Origin of the sequence: Pseudomonas sp. NPDC086278 (genome assembly GCF_050280905.1) — a bacterium.
GTDB lineage: Bacteria > Pseudomonadota > Gammaproteobacteria > Pseudomonadales > Pseudomonadaceae > Aquipseudomonas.
Window position 1 is genome coordinate 15,517 of the sequence record NZ_JBNNWE010000042.1, and the last position, 23,713, is coordinate 39,229.

A 23,713-nucleotide genomic window follows, 5' to 3' on the forward strand; every position below is an offset into this window, starting at 1 on the left:
ACCCAAGGATGGCGTCATGGCACATTCGAAATTGTCGGGGATTTCGTTGTCGAACATCTGGGTGGAAACCTTGATGAGCAAACAAAGCGCCGGATGGACTTTTCTTTGGCCCCTAATGATTGCACGCGCCCCCGCACCTTGCCAGTAGCCGAGTTGGTGACGGTGGTCGTACGACCCTCGCCCGCCTTCACCCATTGGCCATCAATGTAGTTTGCCTCACGAAATAGCGTCGGGTCGTCGAGCGTCGAAAGAAAGTCTGAATCAGCCATGCCGCTACTCCTCAAAATTCAATGACCTGACGAACCGCACTGCCTTCATGCAAGCGGTCGAAGCCTTCGTTGATGTCTTCCAGTTTAAGTATGCCACTCAACAGCCGGTCTACCGGCAGGCGACCATCTCGATAGAGTTCGATGAACCGCGGGATATCGCGGATCGGCACACAGGTACCGATGTAGCTACCCTTGAGCGTGCGCTCCTCGCCCACCAACTGAACAACATTGACCGACAATGCCGAACCTGGTGGCGGAAGTCCGGCGGTCACTGTCATGCCGCCACGCTTAGTCATCTTCATCGCGTTATCCAGAGCGCGGATCGAACCGGCCATTTCGAACACGTAATCAGCACCGCCACCGGTCAATCGCAGCACCTGCTCAATAGCGTCAGCGTCACCTCCGTTGACCACTGCAGTCGCACCGACTTCTTTGGCCAGCGCGAGCTTCTCTGGGGACAGGTCGACGGCAATAATTTTGCTTGCGCCGGCGGCCCTTGCACCTAATACCGATGCCAGTCCTACGCCGCCCAAACCGATCACCACGGCGGTCGAGCCTACCCGCAACTGCGCGGTATTAACCACTGCACCGACCCCCGTCAACACCGCGCAACCAAAAAGCGCAGCTTCAACAAAGGGCAGATCCCGATCAATCTTGACCACGGAGTTACGCGACACCACAGCGTACTCGGCAAACGCAGAGACGCCCAGATGGTGATGGACCTGACCAGCAGGACTGCTCAAACGTACAGAACCGTTTATCAGCGTGCCGGCCGCATTCGCTTTGGCACCTGGCTCACAGAGTGCTGGGCGACCTTCAGCACATGGCAGGCAATGGCCGCAACTGGGCATGAACACCATGACCACATGGTCACCTGGCTGGAGATCAGTGACGCCCTCCCCTAACTCTTCGACCACCCCTGCAGCTTCGTGGCCGAGCGCCATAGGCATTGGTCGAGGGCGGTCACCATTGATCACCGAAAGGTCGGAATGGCAGAGGCCGGCGGCACGGATTCGCACTAAAACCTCGCCGGGACCCGGAGGCGCCAGTTCGATTGTCTCGATCACAATCGGCTTGCTCTGGGCATAAGGCGGCGCAACATTCATTTGTCTTAGAACGGCAGTTTTGACTTTCATCTTTTGTCTCCAATGCAGCTGAACTCGAGAGTGAGTACTCGCCACTATGCCGCAGCCTGCCGGCGCCAGAAATGCATCGCCGGGCGCAGCAGTTTGGAATTGGATTCGCAAAACAGTGAAGTGCACCAGTGACTGAATTGTTAATTCAATTCTCAAATCTTGTGCCCGACCACTGCGTTCTCTGCCATCGACTCAGTGCTTATTCTGAAACCCTGAACAACATCACTGCGTCCTTCGAATGGCGCCTGAATGAGGGTTTCAACATGACCGAATCAAGCACTCGAAAAAAACTGGTAGAGGCAGCGCCCCACGCGTCCTTCAACCTTGACGAGATCGTCAAGACGTTCCCCGAAACGGCCGAAACGCTATTGGTCGATACCCGGTTAACCGACGAGGATGAGGCCAGTGCACGCGTCTTCCGCGTTTACCACCCAACCCCTGCGCACTACCACGCCACCTGTGATGAATACCTGATTGTGTTATCAGGTCGCGCTACCTTTTTCATGGGCGACCGCGAAGAGTTCGAGGTTGGCCCGGGCGAAATGTTGTTCTTCAAGAAGTTCACTATTCACGGCATGCCCAAGATCCTCGAACACCCGCTGTTCATGGTCTCGGTGGATACCCCAAGACGCGATCCGAGCGACATCATTTTTGTCGATCCATCCAGCGGCACCGCTGAATCGTTCGTGCAGGCCAAACCATGAACAGCGCCCCCTTGGAGATTTTCGCCACTTTCCCGGGCGAGCGCCCAGGCAACCCTACGGTCATGCCTGACGGGCGAGTGTTGGTGTCGATATCCGCCATCATCACACCGGATATCTCGGTGCGCGAAGTGTCGGCAGACGGCGAGCATTCGGCCTATCCCAATGAGACTTGGGCGGGCAAACCCGGCTTGGATGGCCGCGGCATGTCTGCGGTGATCGGCATCCGCACCGGTCCTGACGGTATCGTCTGGATCCTCGACATGGGCAATGCGCAGCAACAGCCACGGCTCATCGCCTGGAATGATCGCGAACAAGCCCTGCATCGGCTGATCGTGTTGCCGCAAAACGTCCTTCGTCCAAGCTCCTTCACCCAAGACTTCGTCATCGATTGGAGACGCCAGCGCATTTACATCGCAGACATGACGATGAACACAAGCGGCGTCAGCGACTATCCCGCGATCGTCGTAGTCGACCTGAAAACAGGCCTCTCGTGGCGATCACTCGAGTGCTATCCAGGGTTGATGCCTGGAGATGTACCGCTGATGATCGCAGGAAAACCGCTGGCGCTGCGCACGCCGGAAGGCGAGGTCGTCCCCTACCAATACGGTCTCAATCCAATCGCTATCGACCCATTGGGCCGCTGGGTCTATTTCGGTTCGATGTCTGCACGTAAGGTCTACCGGATCGCCACCGATACTCTGGCGCAACCTGCCAGCTCCGCGTCACTGGGCGAGGCGGTCGAATACTGGTGTGAGAAGCCCCATTGCGACGGGTTTGATGTCGATGCAGAGGGAAATGTCTATGTCACTGACATTGCGAACAACGCTATCGGAATGGCTTCGCCTGCGGGCTACCGTATTCTTGCCCAAGACGACCGTTTGCTTGGCTGGCCGGACGGAGTGGAACTCGATCCCCTGGGCAAATGGCTCTACATCACGGCAAACCAGTTGCACCGTCATCCCCTGCTCAATGCGGGTGAGGACGACAGCCAGCCACCGTTTCATGTGCTCCGTTTGCTTGTAGATGCGCCGATGGGCTCAAGTGAGACGCCATGAACAATCGCCGTGTCGCATCCGTTGCAGCCGTGTTGTTGCTGATGACAGCCAGCGTCGCAGGCTTGATGCGGACTGAAGGCAACAGCGATATCGGCGTCTGGATCTATGCCGCGGTGGCCATCCTGGCAATCGCATGCTCGCACGGCAGGCCGGATGCCTGGCCCGGCCGCGTGTTCGAGCCATCGAGATCTTCGCGGTCCACCCCGGGCCATCGTCTGCTAACCCAAATGGCAGCGTTGGTGTGTCTCCTGTCGGCCCAATATTTGAGTGGCGAAGCATCGGCGATCGCCTCGGTTGCCGGTGTTCTTCTGTTCATTCATACCTTGGTGCTGGTTCATCTGCCCCGGCTTGTTCGGGCCACAAGGACGCACTGAGCGATGACAGCACAGACCCCGCTGGCGGAACACCATACCGGTATGACCGCCAATCAGTCATCGCCCGCGCCACGGCCGTATTTCGTTGTTGACGGGGAATTTCCCGATTTCCCCCCTGTTACCGCCATGGCCTGCCTTATCTTCCCGCTGATCAGCGCCGCTAATCCACGACCGGTAACGTCATTCTTTCTTTGAATACCCTCCTCCCATACAGGTGAATATATGAGTGAAGTCAACGTTTCGATCACCATCGAACGCCCCATCGAAGATGTCTGGTCACTACTTGGCGGCTTCGATCTCCTACCCCGCTGGCTGGACGTCATTGCCAGCAGCTCCCTCAGCGACGGAGGACGCATGCGTCATCTGACAACGGCTGCCGGCGCGATCATTGTCGAGCACTTGCAAACGTTTGACGAAGCGGCGAAGACCTATAGCTATGCCCTGCTTGAAGGGCCCTCTCCGGTCATCAACTATGTCGGCACCATGTCTGCGCGAGCCGATGGCAAAGGGGCAACGGTGGCGTCCTGGTCGAGCATTTTCGACGTCCACGGCGCCGATGAAGCAAAGACCATCGGGCATTTCGAGGCGCTCTACCGCACAGGCCTGGAACGCTTGAAGGTCGTCGTTGAATCGAAAGATTGATGAAGGCAAGTCCGCTCGAGGGCATCAGCTATATGGGCGGAATGCACAACGCTGCGGCCATTTAGCATCGCTGAAATGGCGTTGAGCCGATTGATGATTTCCTTTCACAACACCTGGGCATCGACAGACGGTTCCCCTCCGCACGCTGGCAAGGATACTGGTCCCTGAACCGTGGCCGGTTATGGTCCACTCGAAGATTTATCACCGGGCGAAACGACTTCAATCCCGCCTTTTATGAGGACGCACAATGCACGCTGATTTCGCCGCCTGGTCCTGGACTTCAGGCAAGGGGATCGATGGCCTGGAACTGATCCGCAAGCCGTTTGTACAACCAGGCCATGGGGAGGTGCTGGTGGCAAACCGCGCACTGGCGCTAAACCCGGTGGACTGGAAAATCATTGAATGGGGCCACCCCGCGTGGAGAACCGGCCACGTGCCTGGCGTCGATGGCATGGGAGTGGTGGTTAGCTGCGGTGCCGGTGTGCCGATCACGCCAGGCACTCGCGTGGCGTATCACCAGTCGCTGGAGCGCGATGGCAGTTTTGCCGAGTTCTGTTTGCTCGATGCGGACACCTTGTTGACGGTGCCAGCGGCGCTGGATGACACCGTCGCCGCATCGTTACCCTGCCCCGGTCTGACCGCGTGGCAGGCGTTGGACAAAGTGCCTGTGACCGGGCCGAGCGATGTGCTGGTGGTGGGTGCCGGTGGCGCCGTTGGCCTGCTGTTGCTACAACTGGCCGTGCAACGAGGTTGGCGGGTCTGGGCCACGGCAGCCCCACGGCATCATGAACACTTAAAGGCGCTGGGTGCCGTTGGCGTGTTCGACTACCGGGACAGCACTTGGCAACAAACCCTCCGGGCAAGCCTGGGTGAGCGGCGCCTGAAGGCGGTGTTCGACACCGTCAGCGGCACTCATGCCGCCACACTGACACCACTGTTGAGTTACAACGGCCATTTGGTCTGTATTCAGGATCGGCAGGAAACAGCCCCCCTGCCTGCTTTCACCACTGCGATTTCCCTGCACGAGGTAGCGCTCAACAGCTTTCATGCCCACGCCAGCCTCAGTGATCGGCAGTTGCTGCGCCAGGCCGGAGAACTTCTGCTGGAAGGACTACTCGCCGGCAGCCTCATCATCCCCAAGCGCCAGGACTTCGACTTCTACAACCTGCCGCAGGCGTTGCATGCTCTCAAGCAAGGTGGCGACGGTGGAAAATGGGTCGCCCGGCTGAAAGAGTCAAGCCAGATCGAATTCAGCCAACCGTAAAAACGACATCGCCCGAGACTTCTGGAGTGGAGCTCGGGCGACTGGTTTAACGGGATCCGACAACGGTATTGTGACTACGTCTCAGCCAGGTTTTCCTTTTTTTCCAGCCATTCGATCATCAACTCACCCCAGGCGATATCGGCCTGCAACGCGTCTTTGGCTTTGACCGAGTCGCGGGTGCGCAATCCTTCCAGTACTTCAAAGTGCTTGTGCTTGGCACTGGCCAGCTCCCGCTTGGGCACCTCGGCGTGGAACCGGCTCAGCAGCGGCCCCATGATGACCCACATGTTTTCCAGGGTTTTCGATACCACAGGCATGCGCGCCGCAGAGATCAAGCCGAAGTGGAACTCCCGATTGAGCAACGCGGCCTGCCGGTAATCGACCGTGACCGCCTTCTGGAACGCGTCCTGAATAGCCTCGAGTTTCGCCAGTTCCGGTTGGGTGATCCGCTGCGCCGCAACGCCTGCCGCTTCACCTTCCAGCAGATGACGGATCAACTGGATTTCCCGCAATTGACTGACCGTCAGCTCCGGCACGTAGATCGAAGTGGCCGCCTTCATGTCCAGCGCATGATCGCTGACCAGGCGGAAAATAGCTTCCCGCACGGGAGTGATCGAGACGCCGAACTGCTCGGCCAACGTGCTGATGCGCAACCGATCCCCGGGTTGATATTGCCCATCCATCAATGCTGTACGGATGATGGAATAGACCCGTTCGCTCAAGTTGCCTTTATCAATGGGCTTATGCACGGTCACTATGACTCGGTCTCCATGGTTGATTACTGTGCGTCGGACGACAGACTTGTGAATCCGTCGACCTGAAACGTCGAAAACGCATCATACATCATCAACATACGCCTGCCACTCTGCCCGACGGATCTGCTTAAATGCGCGCGTCCCGGCGGCCAACGCCTTGCAACAACACCGCGATGACGATAATCGCGCCTTTGATAATTTGCTGTGGATAGGCCGGCACACTCAACAGGTTCATGATATTGCCGATCAGGCCCAACACCAGCACGCCGACGACGGTGTAAAAAATCGTACCTTTGCCACCTGACAACAACGCGCCCCCGATCACGCAAGCGGCGATCGCGTCCAGCTCAAGCGCCATGCCCGCGCTAGGTGTTGCCACCCCCGAACGCGAGGCAATCACAACCCCGGCCAATGCCGCCAGGCCGCCGCAAATACCATACGCAGCGAGTTTGTAGCGCTCGACAGGAATTCCGGCCAGGCGCACCGCTGTTTCGTTGCTGCCGCTGGCAATGGTCAGGCGACCATAAGCGTTGTAGCGCAGGATCAATGCAAACACGATCGTCACCAACGCTGCCAGCCACACGGGCCACGGGATGCCGAGCACGCCATCGGCCAACCGACCGAAATCACGCAGCAGTTGGGCACTGACCAGCCGGTCATCCAGACGTTGTGGCTGGCCGTTGGACAGGATAAACGCCAAGCCGCGGGCGACCGTCATCATCGCAAGCGTTGCGATAAAAGGCGCCATGCGGAAGTAGGCGATAAAAGTGCCCGTTATCAGGCCCATCAGGACACCGGCCGTCACCGCAATTGCTACGGCCAGCAGCAACCCGAGACTGCCGTCGACCGGCAGCACATTGAGCGTCATGGCAACCACTACGCCACCCACTGCCGCGACCGACGCCACAGACAAATCGATGCCTGCCGTGAGGATCACGATCAGCATGCCGACGCTGACCAGCAGCAACGGTGTCAATTGGCGCAACAGATTGCCAATGTTCTGATAGGTGAAAAAGTCCGCCGACAGCACGCTCGCGACGATGATCAGTATCACCAGCATCACCAGCGCGTTGTGTTGCAGAAACAGCCGTTGCAACGAACGTCGGTCAGCCCGGCCCTCGTCGCCGGGATTTTGTTTCTGTAGAAGCTCGGCCGTGGCCAGCTTGGAATTAGGGTTACTCATGGTGCTCGACTCCCATTGCCAGGCAAATCATTTGCTGTTCTTTAATGCGCTCGCCCACCAGTTCGCCAGCGATCGCGCCTTCGCGCATCACCAGCACGCGATCACACATACCGATGATTTCAATCATTTCCGAAGAGACCATGATGATCGCGACACCCTGTTCGGCGAGGTCATTGATCACCCGGTAAATTTCGGTTTTGGCCCCGACATCGACCCCGCGGGTCGGCTCGTCGAGAATCAACACGCGGCAGCCCGCATCGACCCATTTCATCAGGGCGACTTTCTGTTGATTACCGCCTGAAAGATCGCCAACCAACTGCTCTATCGAGTGAGTTTTGACCGCCAGTTGCTGGCGCAAGGCTTCGATTCCCTGGGTTTCCCGGCCACTGGCAATCCAGCCCATACGCCCGGTGTAGGGACTGTCGGGGCGCAGCGCGCCGTTGACCCTGATCGACATCTCCAGCAGCACGCCCTGCTGCTTGCGGTCCTCAGGCAACAGGCCGATCCCATTGGCAATCGCTTCACGGGGGGTGCGGTTATGGATCTCTCGCCCTTCGAGGTAAAGGCTGCCGGAGGTTTTCCGGTCCGCGCCAAAAATCGCCCGCATGGTTTCAGTACGTCCGGCGCCCACCAGCCCACAAAAACCCAGCACTTCCCCCGCTCGAACCTCAAAACTGACATCGCGCACCAGACGTCCGGCGTTCAGTTGCTCAACCTTGAGCAAGACTTCGCCAAGCTGTTTGTTGCGCGGAGGAAATAGATCGCTGAGCTCTCGACCGATCATCATTTCGATCAGGTCACGCTCGGTAATGTCTGCCAGTTCCAGCGTGTCGACCGTCTTGCCGTCCTTGAGCACCGTGGCGCGATTGCAAATGCGGAATATTTCATCCATGCGGTGCGAGACGTAAACAATGCACGCGCCTTTGCGGCGCAACTCATCAAGAATCTTGAACAGCTTTTCCGCCTCATGAGAGGTCAGCACCGCCGTGGGTTCATCGAAAACCAGCACCGACGAATTCCGCGACAGCGCCTTGCAGATCTCCACCGCCTGCTGATACGCCACCGGCAAACTGCCAACGGGCTGGCGCACGTCGATATCGCTGAAACCCAGTTCATCGAGAATTGCCCGGGCCTTTTTACGCATGGCCGCCCACTGCACGAATCCCTTGCTCTTGCCCAGATCATCGATGCAGATGTTCTCGGCCACCGACAAATGCGGGGCCAACGCAAACTCTTGGTAGATGATCGAAATACCCAGTTTCAAAGCATCGCCAGGGTTGCGAATATCGACTTTTTCGCCGCTCAGGCTCACCTCACCCGTATCGCGCACATAGGCGCCGGACAGAATTTTCATCAAGGTAGACTTGCCGGCGCCGTTCTCGCCCATCAGCGCGTGAATTTCCCCTGCTCGTGCCGAGAAACTCGCATTGTCCAGCGCGCTGATACCGCCGAATTTCTTTGAGATGTCGAGCATCTCTACGGCAGGTTTGTGTATCGCATTCATACTGTTCACCGTCTATAAGCCGTCACCGTTCGAACTGTAACCACCGACAAAAACGCGGTGGTCACAAGCCGGTTCACTCTCGCGAAATCACTTCATCGCGCTTTTGATCTGCTCGATGGAACGGAAGGGTGGAACGGTGTCGGTAGACGGCGGCAGGCTGTCAGCCTTGATAAAGGTGTCGACGTTATCTGCTGTGATCAACGTGACGGGAAAGTAAGACGCCAGCGGCAGATTGTTGGCGTTCAAGCCTTTGTCGAGCATTTGATGGATCAACTCGATGGCGGCTACACCGGTTTCCGATCCACTGTTGGTAGCGCTCACCAACAATTTGCCTTGTTTGATCAAGTCCAGCGCAACCCGAAAGCTGCCGGCGCCGGAAGCGACCATCACGCTGTTTTTCTTGCCGGCATTTTCAAGGGCATTGATCGCACCAATGGCGATGAAGTCGTTTTCTGCCAAGACCAGATTGAGTTTGTCGCCCTGGGACGAAAGGATGTCTTCTGTGGCGGCCAGACCACCTTCTTCAGTCCAGTCACCACGCCCCCAAGCCAACACGTTGAAGCCACCTTCCGGCCAGCTGAAGCTGCCTTTGGCCTTGACTTGCTGGAACAGCTTGAAGCCTTTGAGCATCGCGTCTTCTTTGGACAAACCCAGCTTGCGCTCTTGTGCACGGGCGTAGACGATCCCGGAGATCATGCCGTTGAGCCGGCTTTCAGAGGTGGAGTTGCCCATCACCCCGATAACCATGGCGGCGTTGATCACCTTGGCCGGATCGGTCTTGGCGGCCACGAAACGCCCAGCCTCGAAACCACTGCCGTACGGGTTGCCGGTGCTGGTGGTGATGACGGGAGCTCGGGCGTCCGGGGCGGTGCCGACGGTGATCACCGGAATGCCGGCGGCCACCGCACGTTCGACATCCGACACCGAACCGAGGACATCGGTTGGATCAATCACGATCAGGTCTACACCCAGGGTAATGAAGTTATCGACCTGGGCACTCTGCTTGGCGACATCACCGTCCGCCACTTGCAGTTCAATGTCGTAGTTGTACTTTTTGGCGATGATTTTCGAATCATCGATCATCGTGACAAACCAGGGGTTGCCCAGAGTGATTTCAGTCCAGCCGATCCGCAGGCGCTCGCCCTTCTTTTTCAGCGGCAAAGCTTTGTTGATCGACGTGCGATCAGGCATGTCGGGGTCAATCACCCCGGACAAAGCGGTATTGGGCATCAAACTATAGATTTCATGCTTGGGCGCAGCCCAGGCGTGAGTGCCGATCAGGCCCAGCAAGGCCAATGTGGTAATTGATCGAACAGCTGACAGCTTCATAATTATTATTCTCCAGTGCACTGATTTTGTTCAGTGCCGCGGGTGCTGTCACACACAGCACCGGTTGCTCGTTGACGTCTCAGCCCTGCAAATCGATCCACGCAGACTTGAGTTCCGAGTATTTGTCCAGCGCGTGCAATGACCGGTCACGACCGTTGCCCGATTGCTTGTAACCGCCAAACGGCATGGTGATGTCGCCACCGTCGAAGCAGTTGACCCAGACGCTGCCGGCGCGCAGCGAACGGATGATCGAATGGGCTCGCGAGAGGTCACTGGTCCAGAGACTGGCGGCCAAGCCGTAGGGCGAATCGTTGGCGATGCGCACCGCATCCAGATGATCCTTGGCGTTGATCACCGACAAGACGGGGCCGAAGATTTCCTCGCGGGCAATGGTCATGTCATTGGTGACGTTGTCGAAGATCGTCGGCGGGATGAAAAAACCGTCGGCCAAGGCTCCAACGGCGCGCTCGCCGCCCAGGATGATGCGGGCGCCCTCTTCCGAGCCTTTTCGGATGTAGCCGAGCACGCGATCCATCTGCGCCTTGTCGACCATCGCTCCGAGTTGGGTGGCGGGATCAAGTGGGTCACCGACGGCGATGGTCCGGGCGACTTTCAACACTTCGGCGACAAACTCGTTGCGAATGCCCTCCTCCACGATCAATCGCGACGGCGCCACGCACACTTCACCCTGGTTGAAAAACATTGACCTGGCAGCGGTAGTGGCAGCCTTTTCCAGGTTGCGGCAGTCATTGAGAATGATGTTCGGGGTCTTGCCGCCGCACTCCAGCCACACCCGTTTCATATTCGACTGGCCGGCGTACTGCAGGAACAGTTTCCCGACCTCACCGGAGCCGGTGAACACCAGCGTATCGACATCCATGTGCAACCCAAGCGCACGGCCTGCGGTAGGACCGAAGCCCGGCAACACGTTGAACACACCCGGTGGAATGCCCGCTTGAGCGGCCAACTCGGCGATGCGCAGTGCCGTCAGCGGAGACTGTTCGGCAGGTTTGAGAATGACCGAGTTGCCCATCGCCAGCGCCGGGGCGACTTTCCACATCGCCATCAGCATCGGGAAATTCCACGGAGTCACGGCGGCAACCACGCCGATGGCTTCGCGAGTAATCATGCCCAATGCGCCCGGTCCTGAAGGGGCAATTTCGTCGTAAACCTTGTCACAGCATTCGGCGTACCACTGCAGGCACTCAAGCACCGCATGCACATCAAAGCCGGCGCTTTCGGACACCGGTTTGCCCATATCGAGGGTTTCCAGCAACGCCAGTTCCGTCATGTGCTGCTCAAACAACGCAGCGAAACGCAGCAGAATTTTCTTGCGTTCCTTGGGTACCAGCTGCGACCACACGCCGCTGTCGAACGCTTGGCGAGCGACCTTGACCGCGACGTCGACGTCTTCTGCCTGGCAGGACGCCACGTGATTGAGCACCTGGCCGTTGCGCGGGGAAATGTTGGCGAAGGTTTCGCCGCTCAAGGCATCGACGAACCGGCCATTGATGAAGGCTTTCCCTGGCAGATTCAGGGCGGCGACTCGCTGCTGGACCGCAGCGATATCAACGAGAGTGTTCATGCTGTTGCGTCTCCTGTTTGGGTGTTTTATTCACAAGTGATATTCGCAAAAAGCGTGTAATTCCTTAGAAACTAACCTCGGTTTTCAGGCCGAAGACCACGACGCTTTTGTCCCCGCTCAGTCCGCCGGGACTGGCGACGTATTGCACATTGGGTCGCAGCGTCAGGGCCGGCGTCACGCTGATGCCGTAGTAGAGTTCCATCGGATATTCGGTGTCCGGCGCCGGTAGGGTGAAAGCGTTTTGTTGTCGAATACGCTTGGTGGATTTTTCATTTACCTCAAGCCGACCGATCGCCAGGCCGATTTCATCCTGAGGCCGCGCCGCGAACGGGCCGCTGACAAACGCGCCGACGTGAAAGACCTTTTCCACGTAGGACACATCGCGATCCGATTGGATGAAGTTGGCAAACAGGGTCAAACCACGGGCGCTGTTGCTCGGGTCTTGATAGACCCGCTGCTCGGCCATCGCGTAATAACCACTGGCCTGATCGTGCTGATCCGGCGCATTGCCAGTCAGGCCGATCGGCTGGCCATTGACGTCCTGATAGACATCGTTGAAGTCGCCGGTATTGCGCCAGATCCCCGCTCTGTAGCTGCCGGGCAATCCATTCAGGGTGGGCTTCCACGCCAACTCTCCGACAGCCAGGTAGCCGGTGGTGCCGGACGGACTGCCAAAGTTAAGGCCCTGGGAGTTTTCGGTGAAACGCGGATTGACCTGATACAGCGAGGCATTGACGGACAACTCGTCGGTCAGCTTCGCCGCCACGGCCGCGCCCCACTGGCTGACGGGCCAGGTGAACCAGTTAGGCGTGATGTAACCGGGCACTGTGCCGCAGAACGTCAGGTTCTGAAATTTGCACGAAAACGGAAACACATCACCGCTCATGGGCAAGCGGCCGAGTTTCACCACCAGTCGATCATCCAGTAGCGCCTGCTGGTAATAGAACTGCACCAGTCGCGTGACGCTGCCGTAACCATAGATTTCCTGGGCCGCCAGCAAAGTGTTAGTACCGGCCTCGGCAGTCAGGCTCTCGCCGTTGCGGTTACTCAGTGTCATGCGAAAACTGGCGCCCTGCCAGCCCAACAATTTCTGTAAATCAAAGTTGCTGTCGAGCATCAACTGATCGCTGTAAGTCCCTTTGTGCTCGTCGCCACCCTGGGTGTTGTAGGCCAGTTCGTTGACGTAGGTCAGCTGAAAGTCCACACCCTGCTCATGCAAGCGCGCACGTTCGCCATTCCAGTCCCCCAGCAGGAAATTATCCGGCGAGTAAGTGGCTGCATGAACACCTGGCAATGCGCAGGCGCTCAAAAGTCCGACGGCAATTGTCGTTTTATTGGTCATTATTATTGTTCCCGAAACTGTTTTTATTGTTGGTCTTAGTGTTTTTCGAGCATGCAAAACCCCGCCAACCCAACTCGCGGGTCGGTCAAACTTCTTACTTCAGAACTGCGTGACAGAAACTTGGGTTAGAAACACATTTTCACGATGGCGGAGACCTCCTCTTTGCTGTTGATCTTTTTCGGGTGACAGGCCAGGTCCTGGTTGAAACTGGTCCAGACGGTTTGGGCAAACTCATCAATCTGTTCCGGGCGCAGACCGTAGCTGCGGAAGGTGTCGGTGACGCCCAAGGCGGTAAACAGTGTTTTCAGGATGTCCGGAAGGCGTTCGGCGCGCTCGGTTTCTGCAAGCCTCAGCGTCGACGGATCGAGAATCCCGGCCACCCGCGCGAACTTGTCCGCACACACCGGCAGCGTCCAGCGGATGACATAAGGCGTGCTGGCCGCGACGGTGCCGCCATGCGGTGCGTCGGTCATCGCCCCCAATGGCTGACCCAGGGCATGGGAAACCGTGACGCCGGCACTCGCAATCGCCATACCGCCGAGAGTCGAAGCAAACGCCATTCGGGCGCGCGCCTCTAGGTCATCGCCGTGTTCCACGCACTGCCGGGCATTGGCTGCGAACAGCCGAATCGACTCCAGCGCGACCATTTCCACCCAGGGCGTGCAGTGAATACTGATGTACGCCTCCAGGGCATGGCAGAAGGTGTCGACAGCGGTCAACGCGGTCAGCTTCGGCGGCTTCGACACCAGAATCTGCGGGTCGATCAGGGCCACATCAGGGTAGATGAACGGGTTGACGATGGCGCATTTGAGGCCCAATTCAGGATTATTGATGACGGCAAAGGGCGTGGCTTCGGTGCCGGTACCGGAAGTGGTCGGCACCACCAGTAAAGGCAGGCCGCGACTTTGCGGGCGGGTGACGGCTTCACCGAGGCGCTCGGTATAGTCCCAGCAATTGCCGCCATGAACGGCAACGAACGCCACGGCTTTGGCCGAGTCGATCGCACTGCCGCCGCCCACCGCTACTACCACATCACAACCGCTATGGCGAACTTGCTCCACCGCTCGATCAATCGTGGTGTGCCGCGGGTTGGGCACAATATCGTAGAACTCGAGAAACTGCAGACCACGCTCCGCAAAACTACGGGTAATTTGCGCGATCAGATCGCTGCCCTGAAGAAACGGGTCGACCATCAGGAAGACCTTTTTGCCGAACGGTTCTACCTTCTCGCCCATGCGCTTGATCGCCCCGACTTCAAAATCCAGGGTCAGCGGCAGACTTGCCTGAAATGCTTTCATCAGTTCACCTGTAGTAATGGCGCGTGTGCTGCAACCGGGTTTATCCCGCCAGCAGCGACCCGCCATTTTTATAGAGTTGGCCAAGGTCGCTGGCCGAGATCAGTGCCGCTTTCATTTCGTCGAAGGTCACTTCGAACGGCTCGACGTTGCTGGTCTGGCCAGGGTCGGCGGCGGTGCGCGCCACGCAGTCGAGTTCGTGTGCGGTGATATCGGTCAGCCCCAGGTCTTCGAAAGTGACCGGCAAACCAATGCTTAGGCAGAACCTCAGCACCGTATCCAGTTCACGGCTGGATTTGCCTTCGAGCACCAGCATCACCAGCACGCCGAAAGCCACGTACTCGCCGTGGTACATCGTCGCCCGGACACCCAGTTCGCTGAACCCGCAATACACTGCATGGGCAGTCGCCACGCCGTTGCTTTCGAAGCCGATGCCGCTCATGAGTGCGTTGGCTTCCACCACGCGATTGAAGGCCTTGGTCACGCATTGCTGTTCAGCGGCGCGCCTGGCTTGCAGGCCATCCTCAAGTAGCACCCGATAACACAGCTCGGCGATGGCCATGGAAGTCAGCGTCGATTTGGCACCGCCGCCGCCCTCCTTCAATCCCGCACCGGCATTGCCAAGAAAATTGTCCCGGTGCGATTCGACACAGGTGCGCGCTTCGAAATACGTCGACAGCGCATCGCCCATTCCGGCTACCAGCATGCGCACCGGCGCCTGGGCGATGATCCAGGTATCCACCACCACTACGTCCGGGCTGCGTTCATAAAAAAGCACGTCGTCAAACGCGCCCGCTTCGGTGTACAGCACCGATAGCGAACTGGTGGGCGCGTCGTTGGAAACGATAGTGGGGACGATGCACAGCGGCACTTTGGCCTGATTGGCAACGGCTTTGGCGACGTCGAGTACCTTGCCGCCACCGACCCCAATCACACCATCGCATTCAAAGGAGTCGATGCTTGCCGTGAGCCGCTGGATTTCTTGCCGCGTCACTTCGCCGGAAAAAATCGCGTAATGCAGCTGAGTGTCCTCGGCACCGAAACTGGCGTTCAGGGTATGTTTCAGACTGTCGAGGCGGCCTTGGGTGGTGATCACCAAAAACCGCCGACCGAACCATGCCACATGCCGGTGCAGTCGATCGAGTTCCTTGTAGCCCTGGATATAGCGGCCGGGTGCAGCAAACATTTGAGTCATGTCATCGTCATCCTGGCCTCGTCGAGGAGGCTTTTTTATTGCTTTGAGGACGTTTTGCGAGAGGCTCGGCTCTCGGCTGATCGATGATATATCATATTTTATTTTTAACCACCAATAGCTTTTTTGCCGGAATGCACAGCGTTTTAAACCCGGGATTGACGCTTGGGGTCTACAAAGATATATGATGCATGAAAATAAAAACGACGCAGTTTGGAGAAAGGCATGCACGATTACATTGTCATTGGAGGCGGCTCGGCAGGCTGCGCGTTGACGGGCCGCCTGATCGAAGCAGGCGCCTCGGTTTTGCTTATCGAGGCGGGCCCACGCGATACACACCCGCTGATCCACATCCCCGCCGGATTTACCCGGCTGCTCTCCAGTCCACTGCTGTCACGCCACGAAACCCAGCCGCAAACGACTATGGATGGACGCAAACGCATTCTTCCGCAGGGCCGGGTGTTGGGCGGTGGCAGCTCAGTGAATGCGCTGATCTATATCCGCGGCCAGCACGAGGACTACGACGACTGGGCCAGCGCCGGCTGCAACGGCTGGTCGTTTCGCGAAGTGCTGCCGTACTTCAAACGTGCCGAGGACAACGAGCGCTTCGACAATGGCTACCACGCTACCGGCGGCCCGCTCGGTGTTTCTGACCTCAAGCAAGTGTGCGAACTGTCCCGTGGTTTTGTGCGCGCTGCGCAGCAAGCAGGCATCCCCTTCACACCCGATTTCAATGGCGAACGCCAGAACGGCGTCGGCTTCAACCAGATCACCGCGCGCAATAATCGCCGCTGCAGCGCAGCCGTGGCGTACCTGCGCGTGGCGGAAAAATCCGACCGCCTGACCGTCGTCACCGACGCCACGGTGCAACGAATCCTCATCGAAGGCGAACAGACCGTAGGGGTCGAGTACATCCATAAAGGCCAACGGGTGCAGACGCGTGGCAGCAAAGAAGTGATCCTCAGTGCCGGCGCCATTCAGTCACCCAAACTATTGATGCTGTCCGGAATCGGTCGCGTCGAAGAGCTTCAGCGCCATGGCATTCCGGTGCTGCATGAGCTGCCCGGCGTCGGCCAGAATCTGCAAGATCACGCGGAAGTCGGCAGCATCGCCTACTGCCATGGAAAGTACGGTTACTACGGTCAGGACAACGCCTTCAACACGGTCAAGAACGGTTTGCAGTATTTGATGTTCGGCAGTGGCCCGGTCAGTTCCAACGTCACCGAGGCCTGCGCATTCGTCAACACCGACAACGCCCGGGAACGGCCCAACGCGCAGATGCATTTCGTGCCCATCGTGTTTTTCGACCTCGATCAGGACGTCATCAAAAAACCCGGTGCGACCATCAACACCTGCGTGCTGCGCCCGATGAGCCGCGGCGAAATTCGCCTGGGCGACAACAAGGCCGACACCCCGCCAAGCATCGATCCTCGGTACTTTGCCCATCCGGAGGACCGGCGTGTCGCGATCAAGGGCTTGAACCTGTCGCGCGAAATCCTCGCGCAACCGGCCATGCGCGCGTACACCGGCGAAGAGGTTTTCCCTGGACTGAGTGTGCGTAGCGATGAAGCATTGCTGAGCTACATCAGCCAGCGTGCCAAGACCGTTTACCACCCGGTCGGCACCTGCAAGATGGGTGATGACGAAATGGCCGTGGTCGACCCGCAACTGCGCGTTCGCGGCGTGCGTAATCTGCGGGTGGTGGATGCTTCGATCATGCCCAACCTGATCTCCGGCAACACCAATGCACCGTCAATCATGATCGGCGAAAAAGCCGCGGACATGATCCTCGGGCGCGCCGCGTTGCCCGCGTCTACATCACATTTTTGAAGGAGGGGTCTCCACATGCCCATTAGCGGTAAAACCCGAGTCGTCGTGCACCTTACCTACCCGGCCAAACATTTGCGTACCCCGGAATTTTTCAACCCGTTGCTGGAACGGCTCGGCTATGACGGCGTGCTGGTGCCCTGGGAAGTCTCCCCCGACAACCTTGCCACCGCATGGGAAGGATTGCGCGGGATTGAAAATCTGGCGGGGGTGATTGTCACTGTTCCGCACAAGCTGGAGGTGGCGAAATTGTGCGATGAACTGCAAGGCACGGCCCGCCTGCTCAACGTGTGCAACGTTGCCAAACGCCTGCCCGACGGGCGCTTCAGCGGGCGCATGTTTGATGGCGACGGCTTTGTCGGCGGCCTGAAAAAACAGGGCCATGACCTAAGCAACAAACGCGTGCTGCTGCTGGGTGCGGGCGGAGCGGCAACCGGCATCGCCCATGCGTTGCTCGCCGAAGCGATTGAAGAATTGGTGATCAGCAACCGCACCCCGGCCAAGGCCGAAGAGCTGGTTCGTGAACTGCGGCAGATTTTCCCTGACCGGCAGATCAATGCCGGCCCCGCCGACGCGACGGGTTTCGATGTGGTGATCAATGGCACGGCGTTAGGCCTCAAAGCTCATGACCCGTTGCCGCTGCCCGTCGACACGCTCGCACCCGGAACGGTGGTCGGTGAAGTGGTCATGAACCCGGACATCACGCCGCTGTTGAGCGCCGCCGCCGAGCGTGGCTGCGTCATCCATAAAGGTGCGCACATGATCACCGGCCAGATCGATCTGCTGGTCGAGTTTCTGTTTTCCAAAACCGGTGTTTAGCACGCCCTCCCCAATGCAAGGAAAGACCATGAAAAAGACTGCGATCGTTACTGGCGGCGGCTCCGGTATCGGCCTGGCCACCGCACAACGTCTGCTCGCTGACGGTTATGAGGTGTTCACCGTAGGGCTCGGCGAACCCGAGCAACGCATTGAGGGCATTCATTACCAGGAACTCGACGTAACCAATGACGCAGCGGTGAAGAGCTTCTTCGAGCCGTTCGAGCGCGTCGACGCCATCGTCAACGCCGCCGGGATCATTGACCACAACCGCGAGTGGGAACTGGACGGCTTCAGCCGGGTCATGGACGTCAATCTCACGGCCGTGTTGCGCATTACCAACTCAGCCCTTCCCGGCCTGAAAGCCGCTCGCGGTGCGGTGGTGAATTTCGCCTCGATGTGGGGGATTTTCGGTTCCGCGAAGACCCCGGCGTATGCGTCGAGCAAAGCCGCCATCTCCGAACTCACACGCTGCATGGCTGTCGCGTGGGCAACCGATGGCGTGCGCGCAAATGCGGTGGCGCCGGGCTGGATTCTGACCAACCTGTCGCGACGCGCGTTCGAGGATCCGGCGCGCTCGGAAAGCATCATGGCGCGTATTCCAATGAAAAGCTGGGGCGCGCCGGAAGATGTCGCCAACGTGATCGCCTTCCTGGTTTCGGACAACGCACGTTACGTGACGGGTACCACCTTGCCGATTGATGGCGGTTATTCAATCGCCTGAGGTCATCTCGTCGCTTGGGCGCTTGACCGTGTAAAAACATGATATATGATGCATTATAACGAATACTCGACAATCAGCCGTCGAGCCCCGAATAACAATAAGCAGTGAAGTGAGAGGTGCTGAATGAATTTGGTTTTCGGCTCGCCCGGACGGTACGTCCAGGGCACTGAAGTGCTCGCTCAGGCGGGCACTTATCTGGCGCACTGCGGGCGCAAGGCCGTGGTGGTCATCGACAGCTATGTGCTGGGTCTGATCCGCCAACGACTCGATGACACTTGCGCGCAATCTGACGTCGAATTGCACTACATCACCTTTGATGGCGAGATCACTGCAGACGGGATTGCCGGCCTGAGAGCGGCCGTCGCCGAGGTCGCGTTCGACATGATCCTGGCCGTCGGTGGCGGCAAATGCATTGACGCCGGCAAAGCCCTCGCCCACACCTCGGGTTGTGCGCTGATCACCATGCCAACCGTGGCCTCCAACGATGCGCCCACGTCGAAAAACTACGTGATCTACGATGCTCACCATCAACTCAGCGAAGTCGGGCATCTGCTCGTCAGCCCTCGCTATGTGCTGGTGGACACCTCGCTGATTGCCCAGGCCCCGCGCCAATTCCTGCTCGCCGGAATTGCCGATGCGCTGACCAAAAAGTTCGAAGCCGAGCAGTGCTACAAGTCCGGTGGCGTGAACATGTTTGGCGCACGCCCGGCACTCTCGGGGCTGGTGCTGGCGCGTGAATGCTACCGCATCATTCGTCAATACGCCGAACCGGCGCTGGCCCAGGCCGGCACCGGCAAGGTAACGGTCGCCTTCGATCACTTGATCGAAGCCGTGCTGTTGATGAGCGGTTTGGGGTTCGAGAGCGGCGGTCTGTCGATTGCCCACGCGATGACTCGCGGCCTGTCGAAAATCCCCGGCGCACAACAGCAGGTTCACGGCTGGCAAGTGGCGTATGGCTTGCTGGTGCAACTGGTTCTGGAGGACCGCGACGCCGAACTGATGGGCGATATGTTGAGCTTCTATCAGCGTATCGGCTTGCCTCGCAACCTGACCGAACTGGGCGTCCTCAACGTTGACGATTCGGTACTGATGCAAGTGGCCGAGCCCACCTTGAAAGCCCCACACGCTCGCAACTTTGCCACGGCTTCAGGCGGCGCACCGACGTGCGACGAACTGATCGGGGCGATGCGCGCGCTCGAAGGGCTCACCCACTGAGTACTGACTCAAAACCCTGTTGAACACACAACCACCCCGTTGAAGTTCAAACCCCGTCACTGAGATTCAACTTCAACAAATTCATGCCTGTGATTGGAGGTAGAGATGTCTGCACCCCGAAAAACACTCGAACAGTGGAAAGCCAGCAACTTTGTGCCTTCCGCCGAGACGATTATCAAGTTGAAAGACCGGGCGAAATTCGTCCGTCTTGAAACCATCCGCCTGATCGAAATCGCCAAGACCGGTCACTACACCTCGGTGTTTTCCGCCGCCGAATTGTTCTCCGCGCTGTACTACGACGTGATGACGATTCGCCCCGACGAACCGAAGTGGCCGGGGCGCGACCGCTTCCTGATGGGCAAGGGCCACGCTGCCGTGGGTCAGTTCCCGATTCTTGCGGACCTTGGCGTGTTCCCCAAGGAGTGGCTCGATGAATACACCCGCCTGGGTAGCCCTCTGGGCGATCACCCTGACATGCGCAAAGTGCCCGGCATCGATTTCTCTTCCGGCTCCATTGGCCACGCCCTCTCCGGCGGCTTGGGCATGTGCCTGGCCCAGCGCTTCACCGGCGAAGTCTACGACGTGTTCGTCATGCTCGGCGACGGTGAAATGCAGGAAGGCCAGGTCTGGGAAGCCGCGATGAGTGCGGCCCACCACAAGGCCAAACACTTGATCGCGATTGTCGACCGCAACGGCTTCCAGCTCGACGGCTCGGTGGACGACGTGATCGGCATTGAACCGCTGGACGAAAAATGGCGCGCCTTTGGCTGGGAAGTGCATGTCATCGACGGTCACAACATCGCCGAAGTGACTGAAACCCTACGTCGGGTGAAAGCCGACGAAACCCGCGACAAACCGGCGTGCATCATCGCCAAAACCGTCAAGGGCAAAGGCGTTTCCTACATGGAAACCGAACCAGGCTGGCATCTCGGTTACCTCGACCCGGAAGACGCCAAACGCGCTATCGCTGAAATTGAAGCCATGGAGATCTGAACATGAATGCCCCTCTTTCCCCTAATTCCTGGCAGTACCGTGGCCTCAACGCTCTCAACCCGGGCCTGTCCTATTTGTCCGATGCGCTGATTGAATTGACCAAGGCCGGCTACCCGGTGATGGCCGGCTCGGCTGACTTGCAGTACTCCAACGGCCTGAACAAATTTGCCGGTGAGTACCCAGAGCGCTACCTGCAGTTCGGTATCTCCGAGCAAAACATGGTGACCGCCGCCGCTGGCCTAGCCACCTGTGGCGTGATGCCGTTCGTGGCGACTTTTGCTTCGTTCCTCGGCTTGCTGTGCTGCGAACAGATCCGCATGGACGTGGCCTACTCGGCGCAACCGGTGCGCTTGATCGGTCACCACACCGGTATTTCGCTGGGTTTTTACGGCACGTCGCACCACGCCACTGAAGACATCGCCACCATGCGTTCCATTGCCGACCTGGCGGTCGTTTCTCCTGCCGACGGTCCGCAACTGGTCGCGGCGATCCGGGCTTCGGCCACCTACGACAAGCCGGTGTATTTCCGTATCGGTCGTGGCCGCGATCCAATCGTTTACAACGACGACGTCGTCTTCGAATTCGGCAAGGCCCATGAGCACATCGATGGTGAAGAACTGACCATCATCGCCTGCGGTATCACCGTGCACGCGGCGCTGACAGCGGCTCGCAAAATGAACGCGGAAGGACGTTCCGTGGGTGTGATCGACATGGCCTCGATCAAACCGATCGACCGTGATGCCATCCTGCGCGCCGCGGCACGCAGCAAACGCATGATGACCGTCGAAGAGCACAACGTGCTGGGTGGCCTGGGGGCGGCGGTCGCTGAGGTGCTGGCGGACGAAGGCGTCGGTGTGAAGCTCAAGCGCCACGGCATCTACGACGAATACAGTCTGATCGCCCCGCCGACCCACTTGTATGAGCACTACAAATTGGACGCCGTCGGGATCGAGGAAGTGGCGCTGGCGCATCTGCGCGCCTGATTCGCAATTTAAGCGACGACCACCTCCAGGAGCCGGATTGCTGGCGATGATTTCACCGCGGTGTAACGGACACATCGTGGCGCCTCGATCGTCAGCAAGCCAGCTCCTACACGTTGAGTATTCAAGGAACCTTGTTTTTTCAGCGAGCGTTACGCCCTCCGTCGTCACCCACCACATCCCGTGCTTCATAAACATCTCGGAGCTAACAATGAATAACATCACCGAGACCATGCCCGACTACTCGATCGGGCAGGCCAAAACACGTAGCGCCCTGCGCAGAAAGTCATTGATGGCCACCGGCGTCGGCAACCTTCTGGAGTGGTTCGACTGGACGATCTATACCGTCGCATCGGTGTATATCGCCGCAGCGCTCTTCGATAAAAGCAACGCCACCTCTGCCCTGCTGAACACCCTAGCTGTATTCGCCGCCGGTTTTTTATTAAGACCGATTGGCGGCATTTTCTTCGGCATCCTCGCCGACAGGCTGGGCAGGCGCGTGGTGTTGCTCAGCACCATGCTGCTGATGGCCGGCGCCAGTGTGCTGATTGCCTTCATTCCCTCGTATGACGCGATCGGCAGCTGGGCATCAGCGCTCCTGTTACTGGCCAGGCTGGTGCAGGGCTTTGCCCATGGCGGTGAAACCACCACCTCCTACGCCTACATCGCTGAAATTGCCCCGCCGAAACGCCGGGGACTGTGGTCAAGCACAGTGTTTATCGCGGTGGGCTGCGGCTCGTTGCTGGCGACGTTCTACATGGCGTTGCTGACGTCCTTGTTGTCCGTGAGTGAAATGCAGGAATGGGGCTGGCGTATCCCCTTCGCCACCGGTGGTCTGTTGGCCGTCTTTGCCTTGTGGCTGCGTCGCAACATGATGGAAAGTGAACACTTACCGAGTGCTGGTGGTGAAACAACAGCACCGGCCTGGAGTCGAGGCAAGATCATCCAGCACGGCGTGCGTCTGTTTCTTTATGAAGCCGGTGCCACATTGACCTACTACACCTGGGTCACCTCGGCCTCGATCTACGCCATCAGCGTCAAAGGCATGGACCCGCGCAGCGCATTTACCATGAGCTGCATTGCACAGGTCATTTACCTGGTCTTCCTGCCGGTGTCCGGCTGGATATCGGATCTGTGGGGACGCAAGATTTCCGCACTGATTTCCTTGCTGGGGATTGCCGCCACGCTATTCCCGCTGTGGGGTCTGATTTCCAGTGAGCCGTGGACGTTGATGGTGGCGCAAACAGCAGGCTTGTTGTTGGTAGCCTTTATTACCGGCTGCAAACCGGCGTCGATCTCCGAGCAGATTCCAACCCGCTATCGCACCCGAATGTTTGGGGTGTGCATTTCTCTGGGCGTGGCGGTGTTCGGCGGTACAGCTTCCTATCTGACGACTTGGTTGTACTCGGAAAACATGGGCTGGATGTTCAATATCTATCTGATCGTTGTTGCCATCATCGCCAGTGTCGTCGTGCTGATGTGGAAGAACAATCACGGCGTGCCAATGAATAAAGTCTGAACCGCGATAC

At 58.5% G+C, this 23,713-nt stretch carries 22 protein-coding genes; 12 read left to right on the plus strand and 10 right to left on the minus strand.

The features are described 5' to 3' along the window. Window positions 1-14 precede the first annotated feature (14 nt). Both ACQKP4_RS14985 and ACQKP4_RS14990 read right to left on the minus strand, forming a co-directional pair. Window positions 15-269, minus strand: coding sequence for a hypothetical protein (locus tag ACQKP4_RS14985; RefSeq protein WP_427634296.1), 255 nt, complete (start codon window positions 267-269; stop codon window positions 15-17). Between the two features lie 11 nt (window positions 270-280). Further along, window positions 281-1,405: a zinc-dependent alcohol dehydrogenase family protein gene (locus ACQKP4_RS14990; protein ID WP_427634298.1), complete on the minus strand. Its 1,125-nt coding sequence runs from the start codon at window positions 1,403-1,405 to the stop codon at window positions 281-283. A gap of 128 nt (window positions 1,406-1,533) precedes the next feature. Here ACQKP4_RS14990 and ACQKP4_RS14995 point away from each other — a divergent pair, with 128 nt between their 5' ends. The 5 genes from ACQKP4_RS14995 to ACQKP4_RS15015 all read left to right on the plus strand — a co-directional run bounded on the left by ACQKP4_RS14995 (window position 1,534) and on the right by ACQKP4_RS15015 (window position 5,444). Next, window positions 1,534-2,109 (plus strand): cupin domain-containing protein, encoded by a 576-nt coding sequence (locus ACQKP4_RS14995; protein WP_427634300.1) that lies wholly within the window; start codon window positions 1,534-1,536, stop codon window positions 2,107-2,109. After that, entirely contained in the window at window positions 2,106-3,164 is a 1,059-nt protein-coding gene (locus tag ACQKP4_RS15000; RefSeq protein WP_427634302.1) for an L-dopachrome tautomerase-related protein, read from the plus strand. Before ACQKP4_RS14995 ends, ACQKP4_RS15000 begins: the two co-directional genes overlap by 4 nt. Beyond that, window positions 3,161-3,538, plus strand: a complete 378-nt coding sequence (locus ACQKP4_RS15005; protein ID WP_427634304.1) for a hypothetical protein — start codon at window positions 3,161-3,163, stop codon at window positions 3,536-3,538. Before ACQKP4_RS15000 ends, ACQKP4_RS15005 begins: the two co-directional genes overlap by 4 nt. 222 nt (window positions 3,539-3,760) lie before the next feature. After that, window positions 3,761-4,180, plus strand: coding sequence for an SRPBCC family protein (locus ACQKP4_RS15010; protein WP_427634305.1), 420 nt, complete (start codon window positions 3,761-3,763; stop codon window positions 4,178-4,180). A 247-nt stretch (window positions 4,181-4,427) separates the two neighbouring features. Next, complete coding sequence (locus ACQKP4_RS15015) at window positions 4,428-5,444, plus strand: zinc-binding dehydrogenase (RefSeq protein WP_427634307.1); 1,017 nt, start codon at window positions 4,428-4,430, stop codon at window positions 5,442-5,444. A gap of 74 nt (window positions 5,445-5,518) precedes the next feature. Here the strand turns inward: ACQKP4_RS15015 and ACQKP4_RS15020 are convergent, their stop codons facing one another. The 8 genes from ACQKP4_RS15020 to ACQKP4_RS15055 form a co-directional block, all read right to left on the minus strand. Continuing rightward, window positions 5,519-6,199 (minus strand): GntR family transcriptional regulator, encoded by a 681-nt coding sequence (locus ACQKP4_RS15020; RefSeq protein ID WP_427634309.1) that lies wholly within the window; start codon window positions 6,197-6,199, stop codon window positions 5,519-5,521. Between the two features lie 127 nt (window positions 6,200-6,326). Further along, a complete protein-coding gene (locus tag ACQKP4_RS15025) occupies window positions 6,327-7,382 on the minus strand; it encodes an ABC transporter permease (RefSeq protein WP_427634311.1) in 1,056 nt (351 codons plus the stop codon). Next, window positions 7,375-8,886 carry a sugar ABC transporter ATP-binding protein gene (locus ACQKP4_RS15030; RefSeq protein ID WP_427634313.1) on the minus strand — a complete coding sequence of 504 codons (1,512 nt, stop codon included), beginning with the start codon at window positions 8,884-8,886 and terminating at the stop codon, window positions 7,375-7,377. Before ACQKP4_RS15030 ends, ACQKP4_RS15025 begins: the two co-directional genes overlap by 8 nt. Before the next feature lie 87 nt (window positions 8,887-8,973). Then, window positions 8,974-10,215 (minus strand): sugar ABC transporter substrate-binding protein, encoded by a 1,242-nt coding sequence (locus ACQKP4_RS15035; protein WP_427634315.1) that lies wholly within the window; start codon window positions 10,213-10,215, stop codon window positions 8,974-8,976. A 79-nt stretch (window positions 10,216-10,294) separates the two neighbouring features. After that, the gene (locus tag ACQKP4_RS15040; RefSeq protein ID WP_427634317.1) at window positions 10,295-11,800 is read right to left on the minus strand and encodes an aldehyde dehydrogenase; all 1,506 of its coding nucleotides are present in this window, start codon (window positions 11,798-11,800) and stop codon (window positions 10,295-10,297) included. 64 nt (window positions 11,801-11,864) lie between these two features. Next, window positions 11,865-13,142: a carbohydrate porin gene (locus ACQKP4_RS15045; protein WP_427634318.1), complete on the minus strand. Its 1,278-nt coding sequence runs from the start codon at window positions 13,140-13,142 to the stop codon at window positions 11,865-11,867. Window positions 13,143-13,267: 125 nt separating this feature from the next. After that, complete coding sequence (locus ACQKP4_RS15050; RefSeq protein ID WP_427634320.1) at window positions 13,268-14,440, minus strand: iron-containing alcohol dehydrogenase; 1,173 nt, start codon at window positions 14,438-14,440, stop codon at window positions 13,268-13,270. Between the two features lie 40 nt (window positions 14,441-14,480). Further along, window positions 14,481-15,632 carry a glycerol dehydrogenase gene (locus tag ACQKP4_RS15055; RefSeq protein ID WP_427634322.1) on the minus strand — a complete coding sequence of 384 codons (1,152 nt, stop codon included), beginning with the start codon at window positions 15,630-15,632 and terminating at the stop codon, window positions 14,481-14,483. Window positions 15,633-15,854: 222 nt separating this feature from the next. Here ACQKP4_RS15055 and ACQKP4_RS15060 point away from each other — a divergent pair, with 222 nt between their 5' ends. The 7 genes from ACQKP4_RS15060 (at window position 15,855) to ACQKP4_RS15090 (ending at window position 23,703) form a co-directional block, all read left to right on the plus strand. Next, window positions 15,855-17,459: a GMC family oxidoreductase gene (locus tag ACQKP4_RS15060; protein ID WP_427634323.1), complete on the plus strand. Its 1,605-nt coding sequence runs from the start codon at window positions 15,855-15,857 to the stop codon at window positions 17,457-17,459. 15 nt (window positions 17,460-17,474) lie between these two features. Then, complete coding sequence (locus tag ACQKP4_RS15065) at window positions 17,475-18,275, plus strand: shikimate dehydrogenase family protein (protein ID WP_427634325.1); 801 nt, start codon at window positions 17,475-17,477, stop codon at window positions 18,273-18,275. A 28-nt stretch (window positions 18,276-18,303) separates the two neighbouring features. After that, on the plus strand, window positions 18,304-18,996 hold the full coding sequence (locus ACQKP4_RS15070) for an SDR family NAD(P)-dependent oxidoreductase (RefSeq protein ID WP_427634327.1): 693 nt from the start codon (window positions 18,304-18,306) through the stop codon (window positions 18,994-18,996). A 123-nt stretch (window positions 18,997-19,119) separates the two neighbouring features. After that, window positions 19,120-20,211: a glycerol dehydrogenase gene (locus tag ACQKP4_RS15075; protein ID WP_427634329.1), complete on the plus strand. Its 1,092-nt coding sequence runs from the start codon at window positions 19,120-19,122 to the stop codon at window positions 20,209-20,211. A 105-nt stretch (window positions 20,212-20,316) separates the two neighbouring features. Beyond that, window positions 20,317-21,204: a transketolase gene (locus ACQKP4_RS15080; protein WP_427634331.1), complete on the plus strand. Its 888-nt coding sequence runs from the start codon at window positions 20,317-20,319 to the stop codon at window positions 21,202-21,204. A 2-nt stretch (window positions 21,205-21,206) separates the two neighbouring features. Then, window positions 21,207-22,187 (plus strand): transketolase family protein, encoded by a 981-nt coding sequence (locus ACQKP4_RS15085; protein ID WP_427634333.1) that lies wholly within the window; start codon window positions 21,207-21,209, stop codon window positions 22,185-22,187. A gap of 208 nt (window positions 22,188-22,395) precedes the next feature. After that, on the plus strand, window positions 22,396-23,703 hold the full coding sequence (locus tag ACQKP4_RS15090; protein ID WP_427634335.1) for an MFS transporter: 1,308 nt from the start codon (window positions 22,396-22,398) through the stop codon (window positions 23,701-23,703). Window positions 23,704-23,713 lie beyond the last annotated feature (10 nt).

Excerpts from the sequence above, each read along its gene's own strand:
- ACQKP4_RS15060 (WP_427634323.1), top strand. The coding sequence starts at position 15,855 with ATGCACGATTACATTGTCATTGGAGGCGGCTCGGCAGGCTGCGCGTTG.
- ACQKP4_RS15045 (WP_427634318.1), bottom strand. The coding sequence starts at position 13,142 with ATGACCAATAAAACGACAATTGCCGTCGGACTTTTGAGCGCCTGCGCA.
- ACQKP4_RS15000 (WP_427634302.1), top strand. The coding sequence starts at position 2,106 with ATGAACAGCGCCCCCTTGGAGATTTTCGCCACTTTCCCGGGCGAGCGC.
- ACQKP4_RS15055 (WP_427634322.1), bottom strand. The coding sequence starts at position 15,632 with ATGACTCAAATGTTTGCTGCACCCGGCCGCTATATCCAGGGCTACAAG.
- ACQKP4_RS15065 (WP_427634325.1), top strand. The coding sequence starts at position 17,475 with ATGCCCATTAGCGGTAAAACCCGAGTCGTCGTGCACCTTACCTACCCG.
- ACQKP4_RS15035 (WP_427634315.1), bottom strand. The coding sequence starts at position 10,215 with ATGAAGCTGTCAGCTGTTCGATCAATTACCACATTGGCCTTGCTGGGC.
- ACQKP4_RS15070 (WP_427634327.1), top strand. The coding sequence starts at position 18,304 with ATGAAAAAGACTGCGATCGTTACTGGCGGCGGCTCCGGTATCGGCCTG.
- ACQKP4_RS15075 (WP_427634329.1), top strand. The coding sequence starts at position 19,120 with ATGAATTTGGTTTTCGGCTCGCCCGGACGGTACGTCCAGGGCACTGAA.
- ACQKP4_RS14985 (WP_427634296.1), bottom strand. The coding sequence starts at position 269 with ATGGCTGATTCAGACTTTCTTTCGACGCTCGACGACCCGACGCTATTT.
- ACQKP4_RS15010 (WP_427634305.1), top strand. The coding sequence starts at position 3,761 with ATGAGTGAAGTCAACGTTTCGATCACCATCGAACGCCCCATCGAAGAT.
- ACQKP4_RS15090 (WP_427634335.1), top strand. The coding sequence starts at position 22,396 with ATGAATAACATCACCGAGACCATGCCCGACTACTCGATCGGGCAGGCC.
- ACQKP4_RS15085 (WP_427634333.1), top strand. The coding sequence starts at position 21,207 with ATGAATGCCCCTCTTTCCCCTAATTCCTGGCAGTACCGTGGCCTCAAC.
- ACQKP4_RS14990 (WP_427634298.1), bottom strand. The coding sequence starts at position 1,405 with ATGAAAGTCAAAACTGCCGTTCTAAGACAAATGAATGTTGCGCCGCCT.
- ACQKP4_RS15005 (WP_427634304.1), top strand. The coding sequence starts at position 3,161 with ATGAACAATCGCCGTGTCGCATCCGTTGCAGCCGTGTTGTTGCTGATG.
- ACQKP4_RS15030 (WP_427634313.1), bottom strand. The coding sequence starts at position 8,886 with ATGAATGCGATACACAAACCTGCCGTAGAGATGCTCGACATCTCAAAG.
- ACQKP4_RS15025 (WP_427634311.1), bottom strand. The coding sequence starts at position 7,382 with ATGAGTAACCCTAATTCCAAGCTGGCCACGGCCGAGCTTCTACAGAAA.
- ACQKP4_RS15015 (WP_427634307.1), top strand. The coding sequence starts at position 4,428 with ATGCACGCTGATTTCGCCGCCTGGTCCTGGACTTCAGGCAAGGGGATC.
- ACQKP4_RS15080 (WP_427634331.1), top strand. The coding sequence starts at position 20,317 with ATGTCTGCACCCCGAAAAACACTCGAACAGTGGAAAGCCAGCAACTTT.
- ACQKP4_RS15040 (WP_427634317.1), bottom strand. The coding sequence starts at position 11,800 with ATGAACACTCTCGTTGATATCGCTGCGGTCCAGCAGCGAGTCGCCGCC.
- ACQKP4_RS15050 (WP_427634320.1), bottom strand. The coding sequence starts at position 14,440 with ATGAAAGCATTTCAGGCAAGTCTGCCGCTGACCCTGGATTTTGAAGTC.